Annotated in this window: 12 protein-coding genes and 1 pseudogene; 6 read left to right on the plus strand and 7 right to left on the minus strand. The window is 41.6% G+C overall.

The window, feature by feature from the left end; all coding sequences use genetic code 11:
- Positions 1-48: 48 nt before the first annotated feature.
- The 4 genes and pseudogenes from C9J48_RS23775 to C9J48_RS23790 form a co-directional block, all read right to left on the minus strand.
- Positions 49-1932, minus strand: a pseudogene (locus C9J48_RS23775) (FAD-dependent oxidoreductase); the annotation flags it as partial.
- A gap of 321 nt (positions 1933-2253) precedes the next feature.
- Positions 2254-4347 carry a methyl-accepting chemotaxis protein gene (locus tag C9J48_RS23780; RefSeq protein WP_006232036.1) on the minus strand — a complete coding sequence of 698 codons (2094 nt, stop codon included), beginning with the start codon at positions 4345-4347 and terminating at the stop codon, positions 2254-2256.
- A 333-nt stretch (positions 4348-4680) separates the two neighbouring features.
- Positions 4681-5688 carry a DUF2860 domain-containing protein gene (locus C9J48_RS23785; RefSeq protein WP_006232034.1) on the minus strand — a complete coding sequence of 336 codons (1008 nt, stop codon included), beginning with the start codon at positions 5686-5688 and terminating at the stop codon, positions 4681-4683.
- A gap of 205 nt (positions 5689-5893) precedes the next feature.
- The gene (locus tag C9J48_RS23790; RefSeq protein ID WP_036803397.1) at positions 5894-7255 is read right to left on the minus strand and encodes a hypothetical protein; all 1362 of its coding nucleotides are present in this window, start codon (positions 7253-7255) and stop codon (positions 5894-5896) included.
- A 277-nt stretch (positions 7256-7532) separates the two neighbouring features.
- Between C9J48_RS23790 and C9J48_RS23795 the strand changes: the two genes are divergently transcribed.
- The 4 genes from C9J48_RS23795 to C9J48_RS23810 all read left to right on the plus strand — a co-directional run bounded on the left by C9J48_RS23795 (position 7533) and on the right by C9J48_RS23810 (position 13354).
- The gene (locus C9J48_RS23795) at positions 7533-8375 is read left to right on the plus strand and encodes a CvfB family protein (RefSeq protein ID WP_006232031.1); all 843 of its coding nucleotides are present in this window, start codon (positions 7533-7535) and stop codon (positions 8373-8375) included.
- 274 nt (positions 8376-8649) lie between these two features.
- Entirely contained in the window at positions 8650-10281 is a 1632-nt protein-coding gene (locus C9J48_RS23800; RefSeq protein WP_006232030.1) for a peptide ABC transporter substrate-binding protein, read from the plus strand.
- Between the two features lie 261 nt (positions 10282-10542).
- Entirely contained in the window at positions 10543-11796 is a 1254-nt protein-coding gene (locus C9J48_RS23805) for a PGAP1-like alpha/beta domain-containing protein (RefSeq protein ID WP_006232029.1), read from the plus strand.
- A gap of 349 nt (positions 11797-12145) precedes the next feature.
- Positions 12146-13354 (plus strand): NupC/NupG family nucleoside CNT transporter, encoded by a 1209-nt coding sequence (locus tag C9J48_RS23810; RefSeq protein ID WP_006232028.1) that lies wholly within the window; start codon positions 12146-12148, stop codon positions 13352-13354.
- 103 nt (positions 13355-13457) lie between these two features.
- Here the strand turns inward: C9J48_RS23810 and moeB are convergent, their stop codons facing one another.
- Both moeB and moeA read right to left on the minus strand, forming a co-directional pair.
- Positions 13458-14204, minus strand: a complete 747-nt coding sequence (gene moeB / locus C9J48_RS23815; RefSeq protein WP_006232027.1) for a molybdopterin-synthase adenylyltransferase MoeB — start codon at positions 14202-14204, stop codon at positions 13458-13460.
- A 140-nt stretch (positions 14205-14344) separates the two neighbouring features.
- Positions 14345-15580 (minus strand): molybdopterin molybdotransferase MoeA, encoded by a 1236-nt coding sequence (moeA, locus tag C9J48_RS23820; protein WP_006232025.1) that lies wholly within the window; start codon positions 15578-15580, stop codon positions 14345-14347.
- 308 nt (positions 15581-15888) lie between these two features.
- Between moeA and folE the strand changes: the two genes are divergently transcribed.
- Together folE and C9J48_RS23830 are read left to right on the plus strand one after the other, a co-directional pair.
- The gene (gene folE / locus C9J48_RS23825; RefSeq protein WP_006232024.1) at positions 15889-16542 is read left to right on the plus strand and encodes a GTP cyclohydrolase I FolE; all 654 of its coding nucleotides are present in this window, start codon (positions 15889-15891) and stop codon (positions 16540-16542) included.
- Between the two features lie 196 nt (positions 16543-16738).
- Positions 16739-17668 carry a LysR family transcriptional regulator gene (locus C9J48_RS23830; RefSeq protein ID WP_006232023.1) on the plus strand — a complete coding sequence of 310 codons (930 nt, stop codon included), beginning with the start codon at positions 16739-16741 and terminating at the stop codon, positions 17666-17668.
- Between the two features lie 86 nt (positions 17669-17754).
- Here C9J48_RS23830 and C9J48_RS23835 read toward each other — a convergent pair whose 3' ends face one another.
- Entirely contained in the window at positions 17755-18711 is a 957-nt protein-coding gene (locus tag C9J48_RS23835) for a YjjW family glycine radical enzyme activase (RefSeq protein ID WP_006232022.1), read from the minus strand.
- Positions 18712-18750: the final 39 nt, after the last annotated feature.

The following is an 18750-nucleotide window of genomic DNA, read 5'->3' on the forward strand; positions in this document are numbered from 1 at the left end:
TGTCATATTGAGTGATATTGTATTATTTGAAAAATAGCTATTGGTTGTTTTATGCCGATTGATAGTTGTGAGCTCAGAGGCATCTATTTTATATTCTGATGCGTAATCTCGAAGATCGCATTTATTTCTGAGTTGACAGCCACATTCAAGACAACGTTTGGCTTCAGTTATAGCTGATTGATTTGTAAACCCTGTTTCGACTTCACTAAAATTTAATCGTCGCTGATCAACGGTTAGTTCAGGCATTGTCACTCGTAATATATGTTTCATGGCATCAGAAAAGTTAAGTTCTTTTTGTTCTGATGTCTGCCCTCGAGCTAGAGATCTCATGACTTGTGTTACGTTCGTTAAATGTGACGGATTAACAAACTGCATTTTTGAGTCATTGTTAAAGTTGAATGAGTTGCTTTGCAGGCTTTTCATATTGCCATTTAAGTAACAATCAATTGCTTTAGCTGCGGCTCTACCGTCAGCTACCGCTTCTACCGCAGTGGCAGGACCACGGCGAAAATCACCAATACCAAATATATTACGGACACCACTGTGCATTGTTGTTTCATCGCAATCGATAGTATTCCAGCGGGTTAATGGTATGTCGATATTGTCGTTATCAAGAAAACTGAGGTCTGGGGCTTGTGACACGGCAGCAATAACAGTATCAAACTCTTGGGTAATATATTCGCCAGTTGGTTCTGGACGCGAACGTCCTGATGAGTCAGGTGTGCCAAGCGCCATTTTTTCTAGGCAGACCTTATTTACCCTGTTGTGTTCATCGCCAATATTTTCTACAGGATTAGTCAAAAAGCTAAACTTGACGCCTTCCTGTTCGGCTTCATCAACTTCATAGGCTTCTGCTGGCATTTCTGCTCGAGTACGGCGATAGATCAGCGTCGTATTAGCTCCTGCTCTTACAGCAGTACGAGCGCAGTCAATTGCGGTATTTCCACCACCGATTACTGCTACTCTTTTCCCAGTTATGTATTGTTGCTCTGTTACAAAATCTTTGAGGTAATCAACCCCAAGGTAACACCCTTTTAAATCACTACCTGGGTAGCTCATACCAACGGCTTTTGATGCGCCTACTGCCATACAGACAGCATCATACTTCTCGCTTAGTTCAGATAAAGTAAGTTCTTCACCAAGTTTACAGGAGGTTTTAATCTCCATACCGTTTCGACACATTACTTCAATTTCTTTATCAAGAATAGCTTTGGGTAAACGGTATTCAGGAATGCCGTAACGAAGCCAGCCTCCGGGATTGGGCATTGCTTCAAACACGGTAACATCATAACCCTCATTGCTAAGGTAATAGCCGCAGGTTAGTCCACCAGGACCACTACCGATAATAGCGATGGATTTATCTTTATGAGGTTTTCGAGCTGGAACATAAGACTCTAGAGCAGCAAGATCTATGTCAGCTGTATGTCGTTTCAATTGACGGATTGCAAGTGGTTCATCAATTAATCGACGTCGGCAGCCTGCTTCACAGAATGCAGGACATACACGACCAATTGATAATGGCATAGGCAATGTCTGCTTAATGACTTCTATTGCTTTCTTGTGATCATTTTTCGAAATATGATAAAGATAAGACTGAATGTCGACACCTGCAGGGCAAGCCGTTTGACAAGGAGCTTCGCAGTATTCAGCTTTGTGTTCAGACAGTATTCGAATAAGCGCTTTTTTTCTACGCTTTGATAATTGTTCAGATTCTGTGATTACTGACATGCCGTCAAATGGCGTTATTTTGCACGCTTTTTTTATACCAAAACCATCAACTTCGATTTCACAAAGGTCACAGAGGTTTTTTTTTCCATTAGTATCTGAATCACAGAGTGAAGGGATATGGATGCTATGGTGTCTGGTGATAGTAAGCAGGGTTTGATTTTTATCGACCTCAAACAGTTGTCCATTTATGGTGATGCTGATCATTATTTCCTCGATATTATGTTACTTCTTGCCCATGAATTTAAATTATTCACTTTTATGGGACGAGTAGCATAAGGTATTCCTCGTCGGATAAATTTGCCCTTGCTCTTGTTTTTATTACTTTTGGAATGACATTAACCGAACTGCACTAAACCTTAAAGCAAGCTAAATCAAATGATAAGCCTATCTGACCATAGACTTATCCATGATGGTATTAGGTAGGTTTTAAAGTCGTTATTGAATTTAATATCAAAAAAAAGCCACTGAGGAGTAATTTCGGTGGCTTTTTATATTATGCGTTATCGTATATACGTAAGGCTGTGATTATGTACGAAACTGATTTAGTTCCGTACGTAATGTAGTCGCCGTATCAGCCAATTGTTCCGACAAGGTAGACGATGCATTCATGCTATCCACTACATCATTGGCGGTTTCGTTGATGATCACTACGTTGCGGTTGATCTCTTCGGTGACCAAACTTTGCTCTTCTGCGGCAGATGCAATCTGGTTGTTCATATCGTTGACCACGTTAATCGCGGCATTGATTTCTTCTAATGCAGCTTGAGCTGAATCTGTTTCAGTACGGGTTGAGAGGGCTTGTTGTTGACTCTCGGCCATCAAAACTACGATCGATTGGGTTTCGTTTTCGAGGCGAGATAACATGCCACGGATTTCTTCGGTTGATCCTTGTGTGCGATTTGCCAAGCTACGAACTTCGTCGGCAACGACGGCAAAGCCACGGCCAAATTCACCTGCACGGGCAGCTTCAATCGCGGCATTAAGAGCGAGTAAATTAGTTTGATCCGCAATACCGCCAATTTCAGACAAGATGTTCTGAATCGCGGCACTGGATTCAGCCAAGTTCTGGATTTGCGCTTGTGCATTGTTAATACGTTCTGCTAATTCGGTGACGGAACAGGCGGCGTAATCCATTTTCGCAATGCCTTCTTGGCTACTCACTTGCACCTGACTCGCTGCGGTGGCTGCCTGAACAGCAGAGCTTGCCACTTCATTGGCTGTGGCACTCATTTCATTCATAGCGGTGGCTAATGAGTTCACTTCAGCCAACTGTATCGCCAGTTTCGTTTTCGCGTCGTCTGATTTTTCGGTACCGGCAACGGCATTGCGATCCACGGCTTCCGCGGTTTCGGTCGCGTGACGCAGGGTTTCTTGCATACGTGCTACGAACGTATTGAACCAGTGCGCGAGTTGACCCGTTTCGTCTTTGCTGTGAATTTCAATACGGTGGGTTAAATCACCTTCACCTTCGGCAATATCACGCATGCGCTCAACTAACTGCATCATGATTTTGCCGATGTTGTTTGCCAGTAAAATCATGGCTACAATACCCACGATGGCTGCGAATAAGCCCGCTAACACACCATTTGTGATGGCTTGGTCGTTTTGCTCTGTGCTCCAATCGGTGAAAGCATTCACGTCTTTGGTTAACACGTTAGAAGGAATTGATACCAACACAATCCATGGTTTGCCTGTGGTATTAACTGATGATACTGCCATGATGTCGTTACCGATCGTCAGCAGTGTTTGATTGTTACTTAAGGCGAGCTGTTGAATATCGCCCCAACGTTGTGAAATATCACCAGAAACAGCCTTACCCACATCGGCAGGTGCTTTGCTGTGCGCCATCACATTACCTTGCCATGAGGTAATCATGATGTCGCCTTGGCCGTCATACAGCTCGCTAGCAAGTTGTTGGCTTTGACCTTGAAATTCAGCCAACGACCAGTCAAAACCTAATGAACCAACGATTTTTCCGTTAACTTTCAATGGTTGGCTGATAGTAGTGATCAGCTCTTTGTTGCCACGCACGTCGTAATAATACGGTTCCATAACAAACGTATTGCCCGTTTCATACGGCGCGAGATGCCACTCGTCAATACGTTCTCCATTGCTATTAAGCGATTGGTTTCGGAAGGAATCCATTGCTGTAGGTTCAAAGCCACCAGCCGAGGTAGGGGAAAAAAATGGGGCTAGGTAACCCGCTTTATTTAATGAAGCAAGGCCTTCTTGCGTGACTGGTGCAGCCCAAGGTGAGAATTCCCATACCATGTAACCGGCAAAAACACTTTTGTTTTGATTTTTAAGGCTAGCAATAAACTGTTGAACTAAAAGATCGGCGCTGCCTTGTTGTGATGCCGTTAATTCGAGCATGGTACGTAATTGGTCAAGATTAGCCAAAACCGGAGCCAGTTGGTTATTTAGCGTGTTGCTTTGCTCGTTAGCTGCAGCGATGAGGTTATTGTCTGTTGCTGTTTTTAATTGTTCAGTAACACGGTTGGTAATTTGATGCTGAACGGAAGTGAATGATTGCGTGGTAAACCACATTGCAATAGCAAGCGTGAATATCATTGCTACGCCAGAGCTGACTGCAATGCGTGTTTTAATAGATGCAAACACGTGCTGATCCCTCGTTAATATAAAAAAGATAAATAGAAAATGGTTAGATTTATTATAAAAATAGTTATTTTTGGAACCAGAGGAATTATAAAGCAAAGATAAAAACAGAAGATGTGCAGATGTAGTTAATCATTAAAGATAATGAATAGGTTATTAATGCATCAGAGGTCATCGCTAAATGGCCCTAAACAGGCATAACAAAATAGGATAGGCACAATTAACCATCTTGTCGTGCAAGATGATATTTTAATTTATGAGTACCTGCCTTTAAATACAGTCAATAAAAAGGTGAAGGCAATCCATTGAACGTCAATGATTGAAGGTAACTCTTTATTAAAACAGGTATAACATTCCAATGCTTGCTAGGTTTACTGACGAATCATAAAAGTTAATATCACTATCTTCTTCAAACCAGACCACACCAGCATTGGCAAGCCAGCCTTCCCAGCCAAAAGGTTTGTTATAGAAGGCTGTAAAGCTGGCACCATATCGATTACTGTCTGCTTTTTTACTGTAAACTGGGTTGGCCTCATCGTATTCCAAAGTTGCATAATTGGCATTGGTGACAAATTTCCAGCGATTAACTGAGTAAATATAGTTTATATTAAAAGACAGTCCATCATAGGCTACGGCGTCGCCGTCAAGATCTTGATCAATATAGGCTATAGCAGGGGTAACTCGATGTTTATTCTCGTCCCAGTTAAAAGAGTATTGAACAGAGAAGCGATTTCTATCGCCGTTACGATCCAGCAGAGCGCGATCAGCAGTAGATAACCCCAGATCTTCACCACTTCGTTCCTTATCGATATCAACTTCCCGTGCAGAGTAGCGAAGCTCTAGTCCGGTTCCGTATATTTTATCCCAGATGAGTCGATAGCCGTTGCTGGAGCGATCGGTGTTTATACGATTGGTGCCAGTAACAAAGGGATCTTCCCACACTTCGGTCGCAAGCGGCGTATGTAAAAAGCTAACACCGATTACACCTGCATTACCTATTTCTTGCCGTACACCAGCAAGGGCGGCAAAGTCGAAACGGATATAGTCTTCAAGTTGGTTACCAAAAAATACCTGGGTACGGGTGCTGGCAAAAGTGTAGGCGATCTCCAGACCGAGTACAGGTAGACCGGAGGTTTCACTATCAGGTGAGTTAGTGAGAGTGTCGATGCTTTTGTTACCAAGGTCGACACTGCCGAACTTTGCCAGCGTGTTGGATTCGACGTTGGTAACACCAGCTCCGAGATTGATAAAACCACTGAAGCCACTTTGCGGGGGAATTGGCTTCATAGCGTAAGCGGATGACACCATGGTAGTGCTGAAGACAAGAAAACTCAGGTAACGCATAGAAAATCTCATTGACTAATTAATATTAATATCAACAATAGTCATATTTCCGGTCTGGAATTTTATTAATGATAAGAAATACACTAAAAGCTTTCCAGTTAGGCTAGATCAGAAGATTAATGGATGTGGTGGAACCTGTCAGCTTAGGTTACGAACTGGCACTGACAGATTGAACTTTGGCTAAGCCATATTCCACTGCGATTTGTTATTTTTCAGGAGTGACCATTTCCATTACTTCTATATCAACAATGCGAGAACGATTCATGATGATCTTCCATCGTTGAATACGTACCGTATCGTCTTCATCTGTTTCTTTGGTGATTAAGTTAATTAAGTGGCGTTTTTCAACCGACTCCTTGGTAACCTGCCCATCATTGAGTTGGTAAATTCGCTGTGACCCTTTTTCCATTAAGCGGGTAAATACACGTAAATCAAGCATGATGGATTCAAGTGTTTGTTCATAACCACTTAAAAACTTAGTGGGTGACATACGAGTGGTACTTTTGTAGTGCAATATCGTTTCTTCACGTTGCGATACTTGGTGTTTACGCACCTTTTTAATATCGCTTTCTAATGCGTCGTAGTTGGTATACTCCAGCCATTCCAGTTGTCGACCTGTTAGGTGGCCTGTATTTGCATCGAAGAATTGTTTACGCCACTTTGCTTTACCTTTGCGCAATAGGCGCCATAACATTATTTTTAAATCGTCTTTAAATACTTCACGAGCCGCATAGATCAAAGAAAGTACCAAGATGAAAGAGGCTGTAATATCACCTAAGAAACCGCGTGCTTTAATCAGCATGATGGTAACGAAAATCATCACGATACCTGCAGCCAAACCGGTCACAATTTTCTTGGTATTTTTACCCAGTTCAATGGTTTTTTCTTTCATTGTTACTGGGTATTCAATCAAGCGCCGCAGTAAACGCATTTTGTTAGACATACGCGTTTGATCTTGCATTGCTTTTGAAGAGTTATAGTCGTGCTTAGTACGGTGCTCTGATTCTGTTTTGCAGGTTTCTAACAGCATTTCCTTTATTTCTGGATATTCTTTGCTGCGAGGTAGATGCGATACTAATGCAAGGCAACGTTGTTCGGTAAACCACGATAAGTAATTATCGATATTTTCGTAGTATTTCAGCAGTTTTTTATCAGTAGGACGACTTCTACGTAAGCGCTTTAGAATACGTACACAAAGTTGGGCAACTTCGGCGACTTCTTCTAAATCACGTTCTTGTTTATCATCTAATAATTGCTGAGCTGATTTCTCGAGCGCAAGCGCATACTGATAGGCGTATAAACTCAAACTTAAACGATACTGTTCACTGGATAGTTTACCTCGGCTGGCGAGTCGACTGTGTACCAGTGGAAGATGATTAATGTCACTGTAGTAAGTACGTTTGCCTTGAATGGCATTGTGATAAAATTCATCTTCGGTAACGATATTGGAATGTAAGCCAAGTTCACCAGGAACGAAAATATACATATCAAGCTGTCGATTAGTTGTTTCCTGGATGACATGGGAAATCTTTAGTTTATGCCCATCTTTTCTTTCGACAGTGATCACTTCGTTTATATGCCTCTATGCTGGTGGTTATTCGGTGTTTATGGTTATAATTTTAGAGTATTTAAGTGGGTATTATTAGTTGATTCTGCATTGATTTGTGTCAACAGCATGAAATTTAGCCAAATAACCGAAGATAGGTCAGGCAAGCTGAACTAACATCACGTATAATGCGCGACCAAAGTTCGTATTGATACTCGTCTATAGCGTAATGTCTCGCTGTTTGTGACTTAGCTTTACGAAATGTATCATTATTATTTACTCAGAGAGTGTCGGATTCATGATTAAGATTGGACAATACAACACATTAGAAGTCGTCAAGCTAGTTGATTTTGGCGTTTTTCTAGATGGTGGTGAAGACATTGGTAATATTCTTTTGCCAAAGAATTCTGTTCCAGCCGGCACGCAACTGGGTGATGAGCTGAAAGTTTTCATCTATTTTGATTCGCAAGATGACATCATTGCAACCACGACAGAACCATTGGTTCAGGTAGGTGAGTTTGCTAAGCTACGTGTTGTAGGCGTTAGCAGCTTTGGTGCATTTGTTGATTGGGGTTTGGTTAAAGACCTATTAGTTCCATTCAGTGAGCAACGCCGTAAGTTGGAAGAAGGCGACAACGTGATGCTTCGCGTTTATACCGATAAAGCATCGGGTCGTATTGTTGGCTCAACGAAGTTTAACCGTTTCCTTGATAACACACCGGCTAATTACACTGTTGGCCAAGAAGTGAAAGTAACTATTGTCGAAATTACCGACCTTGGCTACAAAGTTGCGATTGAAAATGAGCACTGGGGTCTTATCTTCAAAACAGAGTCTTTTGGTAAACTGTTTGTTGGCAAGAAACTGAGAGCGTTTGTGAAAGAACTTCGTCCAGACGGTAAAATCAGCTTGTCACTACAGAAAGCAGGCCGTGGCAAAGTTGACGATTTGTCAGATAAAGTGTTGAAGTCGCTTGAGCGTAAGGGTGGTTTCATGCCACTAAGCGATAAATCATCACCTGATGAAATTTTCGAAGCGTTCCGTACAAGTAAAGCAACGTTCAAGAAAACAATCGGTGGCTTATACAAGCAAGGTCTGATTGAAATCACTCGTGAAGGTATTCAGCTTAAAGACAACGACTAGTTAGCCTGAAAATATCGAACACCCCCAAAAGCCGATGATAATCATCGGCTTTTTTTGTGACTACTGCCATATATCCCTCATTTTTATCCTTTTATTGCTATGAAACTATTCTTCCAAGAGTATTCTGGGTAAGCAAATAGTTGCATTTTGACAAAACAAAAAGCGCGAGATGGAAGTACGTGCCGTATGTGTTTTGTGTTTTCTAATACCACTCTGAATAAGTGAATGATCAGAGAATTATTTAGATTGGTACCCATGATTAAAAGGATTTGATATGCAAGGCATCAAGAAATCTAAGTTAGCGGCAATGGTTGCTCTTATAGCTGCGGCACCGTTGGTTATTGCCCCCGTTTCAGCTGCAGATGTACCTGCAGGGGTTACGTTAGCAAAGGTTCAAGAGATCGTTCGTGGTAATGGCGATGAAGTGCCAACGCTGGATCCCGCGTATTCATCTGATACTGCGAGCTCTCGTGTTATTCAAGATATGTTTGAGGGGTTAGTGACTCAAGATACTGCTGGCAATATTGTTCCTGCTTTAGCAACAAGTTGGGAAAAGTCAGAAGATGGAAAAGTGTATACCTTTCATTTACGTGATGGGGCTAAGTGGTCGAATGGCGAGCCAATAACAGCGAAAGATTTTGAATATAGCTTTCAGCGTGTGATTGATCCTGCAACAGCTGCACCTTATGCCTGGTATTACACAATGGCAAACATTGTGAATGCTGATGAAATCAACAAAGGCGAGTTATCGACAGATCAGTTAGGTGTGAAAGCGCTGGATGATAAAACGCTTCAAATTACGCTAACGAAACCCGTGCCGTACTTTGCTAAAATGTTAGTACATGAATCGACGTATCCTGTTTATCAAGCTGCGATCGAAAAATACGGTGACGCATGGACGAAGCCAGAGAATATTGTCACAAGCAGCGCTTATAAGCTAAGTAAGTGGGTATTGAACGAGCGTATCGTGTTGGAAAAGAGCCCAACGTATTGGAACAATGAAAAAACACAAGTAACCAAAGTTACTTACCTGCCAATTCAAGATCTAACCGCAGAGTATAACCGCTTCCGTACTGGTGAAATTGATATCACCTCGTCATTTCCTTTAGAGCAATACAATGCGATTAAAAAGCAACGTCCTGACGAGCTATTAACAATGCCATCGTTGGGTACGTATTATTATTTATTCAATATTAATAAAAAGCCGTTTGATGATGTGCGAGTGCGTAAAGCCTTAGCCTATGCCATCGATCGTAATGTTGTAACAGATATCATTTTGGGACAGGGTCAAATTCCGGCTTATGGTGTAACGCCACCTTCAGTATCTGGTTTTGAAGCACCGAAGCTTGCATGGGAATCCATGAGCCAGAAAGAGCGTACTAAGAAAGCTCAAGCGTTATTAAAAGAAGCAGGGTTTGATAAAAAGAACCCGCTTAAGTTCGAGTTGGTTTACAACACCAGTGAATCACATAAGAAATTAGCCATTGTTGTTTCTTCGATGTGGAAGAAAAGTTTAGGTGTTGAAGTCGAACTAGCAAACCAAGAATGGAAAACATTCTTACAAAAACTATCTCAACGTGACTTTGATGTTGCACGTTATGCGTGGGTAGGCGATTACAACGAAGCATCAACGTTTTTATCATACTTTGAAAGTACTGGTATGAACTACGCAAGATGGAGCAATGTTAATTACGATGAGGCGATGAAGCTAGCCATTAAAGCACCAACAGATAGCAAACGTAATGATTATTACCAGCAGGCAGAAGAAGTATTTGCAGACGAGATGCCAGCGGTGCCGTTATATTTCTATACTCGTTCTGTATTGAAGCAAACGAAAGTGGGTGGCTATTCGAAAACGAATGCATCAGAAGGGCGTTATACGCGTGATTTGTATGTAACTCAATAAAATAATATAGATTGTTCAAAATAAAAGCAGAGCACTATTCGTATTACAAACCAGTAATACCGTGCTCTGCTTTTTATTATGATAAATAAGTTATTGTGAGAAATAAGCGGTTCACAATTAGCACGTAATCATTCACTATGAACTCAGTAGCTTATTTGGTGTGGCTTGTTCGGTATGAGTTACTCGCTTATACGACGCTCTATGTACACATGCGCTATATAAACACGTGCTATGTAAACAATAGACGAAAGGGGTTCATGAATGGTTATACAAACATCAAAAAAACGATTTAAGCATGTGCGTGCTTCTGATCTTCGCGGAATGGGGCAGTTGGCTACGCAGGCAACCATGAATGTAACCCGCATTGCTGAAGGTGTTCACCAATCTGTATGGAATACATTGGGAATGCCTGGAGGTAAAAAACCCGGTCGTACAAGAGGTATTACAGGCCTTGTTTATAACAGTATTTATGGCGTAACCCAATTATTGGGAAGCGGTGTAGATAAGGTACTTGAGAAACAACAGCCTTGGTTCGACACCTTAGATAAAGATAAAACAGAAACCAATGAGCGTACGGCAGTTTTGTCTGCATTAAATGGGATTATGGGCGATCAGCTCGTTGAGTCAAATAACCAATTAGCAATCCCGATGACCTTTTACCATCAGCAGCAAGCTTTAAGTTGGAATGATAAAAAGCAAGCACTTGTTATTCCACAAGCGAAGAATAAAGTATTGTTGATGATCCATGGTTTGTGCATGAATGATCGCCAATGGTGTGGTGAGTATGAAGGGACGGAGGTCAATCATGGTGAGCAACTATCATCCACGCTAGGCTATACCCCTGTTTATCTTCGATACAATACTGGCCTCCATGTTTCACTAAATGGAAGGGAGTTGTCTGAGCTGCTTGAACAGTTAGTCGATAGTTGGCCCGTTGAAATAGAAGAGCTGACAGTGGTTGCTCATAGCATGGGAGGTCTAGTAACCCGCAGTGCCGTTCATTATGGTTTTCAGCAATCAAAGCACTGGCCAAATGTGATTAAAAATATTGTTTTCCTTGGTACGCCGCATCACGGAGCGCCATTGGAGCGTGCAGGGAATAAGCTAGGTGCAATATTAAGTGCAATCCCTTATACCGCCCCCTTCAATAGGCTTAGCAATCTTCGCAGTTCAGGGATCACCGATTTGCGTTACGGTTATATTATTGATGAGGATTGGCAAGGGCAAGAACGCTTTGGTAACCATGCTGACGAACGTTTGAGGGTATCGTTACCGCCCCAGGTTGCTTGTTTTACTGTTGCTGCTACAACTGCCAGCCAAAGAAGCCTTTTAGCTGATAGATTAATAGGGGATGGGCTTGTTCCTCTTCACAGCGCTTTGGGTATCCATAAAGTCGAAGATCATCATTTATCGTTTGCTGAGACGTCACAGAAAATTTTCTATGGTATGAATCATATGCAATTGCTAAGTGATCCCGCTGTTAGCCAGCAGCTAGAAGAGTGGTTGAGTTATTAATTTCGGATTTTCATATTAAACAGTTCTCTCATAATCATCGTAATTGAAACCTCTGTAACTTTATCAAGATAAAAAGCAAACGATAACGTTATGTGTGAATTTCTAGCAGCAAGCTGTTGAAAAAATAAGCTAACAGTATTAATTTTTATTTTAATACATTAGTTTTTCTGAAAAAATCACCCGTAGTGATTTTCATTTTTAATTTAACGTATTGATAATAATAGTATTAATTTTCAATTATTATTAAGTTGGAGTTTTTCACGAATTTGCACTCATAAGGTGAGGTTGATCACTAATTGTAGGGCGGTACAATGCGCGTCCTTTTTGAATTTACATTCTGGTTTAAACCATGATTGCAATTTTTGGTATTATTGTTCTGCTTTTTCTTGCGTGGCTAATTTCGGTTGATAGAAAAAGAATTCCATTGAAAATGGTGTCAGTCGCCTTTTTGCTCCAAGTACTTTTTGCATTATTGGTTTTATATGTGCCTGCCGGTAAGTCGGCGCTTCAAGCCATTGCTGGTGGCGTTACTTATGTGACAGATTACGGTAATGAAGGGTTATCATTTCTTTTTGGTGGCTTAGCAACAGGCAGCGTTGGCTTTGTATTTGCGGTTAACGTGCTAGGTATTATTGTCTTTTTCTCTGCTCTTATTTCGATGCTGTACCATATTGGTATTATGCAAAAAGTGATCGATGTGTTGGGTGGGGCTCTACAACGTGTACTTGGCACGGGTAGAGCAGAATCGCTCTCTGCGACAGCCAATATTTTCGTTGGCATGTCTGAAGTGCCGCTGGTAATTAAACCTTACTTAAAGAAGATGGACGACTCCCAACTTTTTGCCGTGATGACATGTGGTATGGCATCTGTTGCGGGTAGTACCATGGTGGGTTATGCAGCTGTTGGTGTCGACCTTCAATACCTTATTGCAGCTTCGTTCATGTCTGCACCTGCTGGCTTATTAATGTCGAAGGTGATTGTGCCGCCATCGGTTGATAAGCTACAAGACGACGAGATTTCTTCTGTTGTTATTCCTCGAGCAACGAATATTGTTGAAGCACTTGCCGACGGCGCAATGTCGGGTATGCGCATGGCTGTCACAATTGGTGCCACATTATTGGCATTTATCAGCGTAATCGCATTGTTAAATGGCATGCTGGGTGATGCGGGTGCTTATTTTGGTATCGAGAACCTAAGTTTTGAATTAATCATTGGCTATTTATTCGCGCCTATTGCGTTGCTTATTGGTGTGCCTTGGGTTGATGCTGTAACAGCGGGGTCATTGATTGGTCAGAAAGTCGTTATGAATGAGTTTGTGGCATTTATCGACCTAATGAGCTTAAAAGATACGATGCAAGAACACAGTGTTGTTGTGGTGACATTTGCACTATGTGGTTTTGCCAACGTAACAACACTAGCTATTCTGATTGGCGGTATGGGCAGTTTGATTCCTGAACGTCGCCCGTTTATCGCTGAATATGGTATTCGTGCAGTCATGGCTGGCGTATTAGCTAACCTAATGAGTGCGGCTATCGTTAGTATCATTCTATTACTTTAGGTTTATACACCTAGTAACAGCAAACTAAAAAAGCGCAGTCTTCGTTTGAAGATATGCGCTTTTTTGCGTTGAAGAGCTGCTGGTATACTTACCCAGAATACTATTAGCTACACACTGAACAGTTAGCTTGTTTACCTAACTTCATTTCTCGCCAACTCATCGACATGGCATCTAGCATTAAAATCTTACCTGTTAATGCTGTACCCATGTTTGCCACTACCTTAATGGCTTCCATTGCCTGTACTGCACCCACAATACCGACCACTGGCGACATAATACCAGCTTCTACGCAGCTTAATGTTTGTTGACCGAATAGGGCACTCAAACATTGGTAACATGGTTCGTTATCTTGATAGGTATACACGCTAATTTGCCCTTCCATACGAATCGCAGCACCTGATATTAACGGTGTTTTCGTTTGGTGACATAAACGGTTTAATTGATTACGTGTTTCAACATTGTCGCTGCAATCAAGCACAATTGTGTGTTGCTGAATCAGCGGCAATAATTCATCGTCACTTAGGCGTTGTGCAATCGTATCAATGCTTGTGTAAGGATTGATGGTGGTTAACGCTTGTTTCGCTGATTCAACTTTTAACTGACCAATTGTATTATCGTTATGTAATACCTGACGCTGTAAGTTTGATACTTCAACCTTATCATCATCAATTAAAGTCAGCTTTCCCACACCTGCTGCTGCTAGGTATTGTGTGGAAGCACAGCCTAAGCCGCCAGCCCCTAGAATGAGCATGGAAGCGTCTTTTAATGCTTCTTGTCCGTCAAAGTCAAACTGACGAAGAATGATTTGGCGGTTATAACGAAGCATTTCTGCATCAGACAGTTCTGCCACAATGTATTCCTGTTTTGTAGAGAGTGGAAGGATGTGAAAAGCGAGATATCAATAATATCTCGCTTTTCTGTTCTACGTATTTAAGCGGGCGCTTTGTATATCAAAAGCTCGGTATATCTAATGCCTAATCAATTCAATGTTTAGTACATTGAGTGATTAAACAATTCGATAGTCACATCTTCACCTGGAGAAACGCGGCCACGTTCTTGTTCAAGTACAACAAAGCAGTTAGCTTGATGCATAGAGCTGAATGCACCTGAACCTTGATTACCTGTTGTGGCGACTTCAAGTTGTCCTTGTGGGTTAATTTGATAGATACCACGTTGGAAATCAGTACGCCCAGGACGTTTCTTAAAGAGCGTTGTCGCCTTCGCTGTTATGCGTTGTGGTGGCTGGTACTGAGAATGACCAGATAACTGCGCCAGCATCGGCTGAACAAGCTGGTACAGCGTTAGCATTGCAGAAACAGGGTTACCCGGTAAACCACAGAACCACGTATTATCAATCGTGCCAAACGCGAATGGCTTTCCTGGTTTCATGGCTATTTTCCAGAAACCTATTTCACCTTGCTCTTCAAGAATGTCTTTAGTGTAGTCAGCTTCACCTACGCTAACACCACCTGATGTAACCAGTACGTCAGCTTCTGATGTTGCTTTCTTGAATGCTTCACGTAGTTTTTCAGGGCAATCTGGAATGATGCCTAAATCTAATACATCACAACCAAACTTTTCAAGTAATGCTCGAATACCATAACGGTTGCTGTCGTAAATCTGACCTGCTGCTAATGGTTCGCCAACAGGGCGTAATTCATCACCCGTTGAAAAGAATGCCGCGACAGGTCGTGCAAAAACTGAAAATTCAGCAATACCCAAAGAGGCGAGTAGTGGCATTTCACGCGCTGTAATACGTGTTCCTTTAGCAACAACGGTATCACCTTGATGTACATCGTCACCAATAGGGCGAACGTTGTCATGGGCTTCTGGTTTGATTAGGAAGCTAACGTTATCACCTTTGACTTCCGTTTCTTCTTGCATGATGACAACGTCAGTGCCTTCTGGCATTTGAGCGCCAGTCATAATACGAATGCATTGGCCCGCTTCGCATACACCTTCAAAAGGAACACCAGCAAATGATTTGCCAGATAAAACAAGGGTATCGTTATCTTTTAGATCGTTAGCGCGAAGGGCATAACCGTCCATCGCCGAATTAGCAAAGGGTGGTACATTGATTGGAGAAAGAATATCTTCAGCAAGAACACGTCCCATTGCATCAGAAAGTGCAACAGTCATTACTGAATCCAGTGGCTTAACGTCAGCCAAAATTTTATCTAAAGCCGTTTCTACAGGCATTAAACCTGGTGCGTCACAACATCCCATATTGGTGTCCGTCGTTAGTTATAAGTCATAGGCTTGAATACTAATCAAGTAAGATTGAAACTCGCTCAATATTCTTGATTAGTATTTGCTTGAATGATTATTATGACAAAAAAAAGGTGTTTCAACTATTCACTTATCATTTACGTGGTGTAATTGTTTTTATTTACAGGTATCCTTCGGTCAGATTTAGCTCTGGAAGTATGTTTGTAGGCAATTTCTACACATGAATTTGTAGACGTTTTTAGTACAAACATGACACGTTGGGCTTGTTCCCGCATTAAAGCCCAGGCCAGTTGGAGGGGGAAAGAATGACAGCATTAAGCGAATCTGCATTGATGGTACGCGCGGCACTTGAAGAGCGTGGGCTTGAAACACCCATGACGAGTAAAGTGGTTAGCCGCGAAGAGAAAAAAGAAAAGATCGAATATCACATGCGTGAGATCTTAGAGTTATTGTCGTTAGATTTAACCGACGATAGCTTAATGGAGACTCCGCATCGCATCGCTAAGATGTATGTTGATGAAGTCTTTTCTGGTTTAGATTATGCGAACTTCCCAAAAATTACCGTAATCGAAAACAAAATGAAATGTGATGAAATGGTACGTGTAAAAGGCATTACGCTGACCAGTACTTGTGAACATCACCTTGTTACGATTGATGGTAAAGCGACGGTAGCGTACATTCCGCGTGGTAAAATCATTGGTTTATCAAAGATTAATCGCATCGTTCGTTTCTTTGCTCAGCGCCCTCAGGTGCAAGAGCGAATGACACAGCAAATTTTGGTTGCGCTGCAAACATTGCTTGAAAGTGATGATGTAGCAGTAACAATTGATGCGACTCACTACTGCGTGAAAGCACGTGGTGTTATGGATGCAACCAGTGAAACAACAACGACTGCACTTGGCGGTATCTTTAAAAGGATTCCTGCAACGCGTGCTGAGTTTTTCCACGGTATTCGCTAAGTAAAAATGATTTATCGGAAGCCGCGATTTTTCGCGGCTTTTTTGTCTGTAAAATTAACGCTTTGCCTAGATTCCAATAAATCCTCGCTGAAATGAGTACCTTGAGAAAATTGGCTATAGTATTTCAGTAGGCAGAGTGTTGTAAGTTTCACGGTAAGTTGAAGCTTTAAATTGAATGGGTTATGAATAGAGCGATATGGATCTTATAAAGCTTTCTCGAATTAGCATGAAACATTTGATCACCCTGCATGTCATGTTAGACACATTAAGTGTAACGGGCAGTGCAGAGCGTCTTTGTGTTAGCCCTTCATCTGTCAGTAAAACATTAAGTCAATTACGTGATAGCTTGAATGATGAGCTGTTTTACCGTCATGGTAATAAGCTTGTTGCAACGCCACTTGCACGAAGACTTGGTCCAAGTGTTCATCAGATGATTAACGACATGAACCAAATTATGACGCAAGAGGCTTTCGATCCTTCGCGTTATGAAGGTGGTTTTTCATTAGCAATGCGAGAAAGTACTTTTGAGTTAATAGCGGCAAAGTTAAGCACCCATGTTTTAAATCTTGCACCAAATATTCGCTTAGATATTTGGTCGAAAGATAGCTTAGGTTTTGATGCGCTAGCCAAAGGTAAGCTTGATTTTGTAATATTACCGCATGATAGAAGCCAGCCACCGAGCACTCAAAATAACCTTATCTGGGAAACCTTAATCGACGATGACATGGTGTGTTTGATGAATCCATCGCACCCCTTAGCCGATCAAACATTGAGTATCGATAACTACCTAAGTTATGGGCACATCGGTATTATGGATACTGATTTAAATGTCCCTTTCTTTGAGATGCAATTAGCACAACAGCATAAGAAAAGAAAAATCACCGTAACCGTGTCTGATTTTGGTAGTGCGGCATTGATGTGCCATCATAGCGATTTACTGTTTACCTGTTCTCGTCGTTGGGCAAATATTGCCTTTCAAGCTAAAGGTCTGATCAATAAGCCTTTACCGTTTAATTACGGTGATGTGGCTTATAGCTTGGTGTGGCATCAACCAAGTATGAATGATCCGGCTCACCGTTGGATGTATGAACAAATAAAAACGTGCTGTAAAGATATAGACATGTAACCTAGATAGGTTACATGTCTGTAGCTGTAGCTGCATTTGTATCTGCAAATAGCGAAGTACGAAGTGTAATGGGCTATTCAGTCGCTTTATAGATATACAGACGGTACTACAATATTTGTTACATCACGCTCTGTAAGCTGATTAGCTAAATGGGTAATATCACTTTCTTGGCACGTTTCCCATGTTAATGCTTCGCTTGTTACACCATGATGCTGAAATGCATTAAGCTTAATGCGTGTGTCTTTAGGTAATTGGGTTAAATAACTCGCAAGTTCATCAACTTCTGCATCAAAATCTGTCTTTCCTGGGATGTGTAACAACCGCACTTCGTACAACTTATTGTGTTGTACTAATAATTCAATACTTTGAAAAACACGATGATGTTGCCGCCCAGTTAGCCATAAATGGGTTTCTTCTTGCCATGCTTTTAAATCAATCATTACACCGTCTGTAAAAGGGAGTAGCTTAGCCCAGCTTGTGGTGCGTAAACTTCCATTACTATCAATCATGCAGGTTAAGTGTTGTAAATCAGACGATGATTTAATCGCACTGAATAATCCCTTAATAAAGCCCAATTGCAGTGTTGCTTCTCCTCCCGTAACAGTGATACCTGATATGAAAAAGAGGTTGTTACGTATAACATCCAGCATTTCTGCCACGGTATATTGTTGTGTTTTGGGACTAGATTGCTTCGGGCATACAGCTAAGCAATTATCACAATGGGAGCACAACGACGCATCCCAAATGACTTTGCTAGAAATTAACGTCAATGCATTCGTTGGACAAGTTTCGACACAATCACCGCAGTGATTACACATATCGATGGTCTGTGGATTATGGCAGCTTTTACACTGATAGTTGCACCCCTGTAAGAAGATCACCAGCCTGTTACCAGGACCATCGACACAAGAGAAATTCAGAATTTTGCTGACTGTCGCTGTTCGCACATTTAAACGTGTAGCAGTGGAAGTTGCAGCGATTGAATCTTCTGCATCTGGTATGCGTAGATTATGCGATTGAAGCGTTTTCTGTCTTTCACTCATGTCGAATATGTCGCTTAATTAGGTGCGTGGCTTTATTAG

This window comes from Photobacterium profundum, assembly GCF_003026285.1.
Classification (GTDB): domain Bacteria; phylum Pseudomonadota; class Gammaproteobacteria; order Enterobacterales; family Vibrionaceae; genus Photobacterium; species Photobacterium profundum.

Excerpts from the sequence above, each read along its gene's own strand:
- C9J48_RS23800 (WP_006232030.1), top strand. The coding sequence starts at position 8,650 with ATGCAAGGCATCAAGAAATCTAAGTTAGCGGCAATGGTTGCTCTTATA.
- moeA (WP_006232025.1), bottom strand. The coding sequence starts at position 15,580 with ATGGGATGTTGTGACGCACCAGGTTTAATGCCTGTAGAAACGGCTTTA.
- C9J48_RS23785 (WP_006232034.1), bottom strand. The coding sequence starts at position 5,688 with ATGCGTTACCTGAGTTTTCTTGTCTTCAGCACTACCATGGTGTCATCC.
- C9J48_RS23810 (WP_006232028.1), top strand. The coding sequence starts at position 12,146 with ATGATTGCAATTTTTGGTATTATTGTTCTGCTTTTTCTTGCGTGGCTA.
- C9J48_RS23795 (WP_006232031.1), top strand. The coding sequence starts at position 7,533 with ATGATTAAGATTGGACAATACAACACATTAGAAGTCGTCAAGCTAGTT.
- C9J48_RS23805 (WP_006232029.1), top strand. The coding sequence starts at position 10,543 with ATGGTTATACAAACATCAAAAAAACGATTTAAGCATGTGCGTGCTTCT.
- C9J48_RS23830 (WP_006232023.1), top strand. The coding sequence starts at position 16,739 with ATGGATCTTATAAAGCTTTCTCGAATTAGCATGAAACATTTGATCACC.
- C9J48_RS23835 (WP_006232022.1), bottom strand. The coding sequence starts at position 18,711 with ATGAGTGAAAGACAGAAAACGCTTCAATCGCATAATCTACGCATACCA.
- folE (WP_006232024.1), top strand. The coding sequence starts at position 15,889 with ATGACAGCATTAAGCGAATCTGCATTGATGGTACGCGCGGCACTTGAA.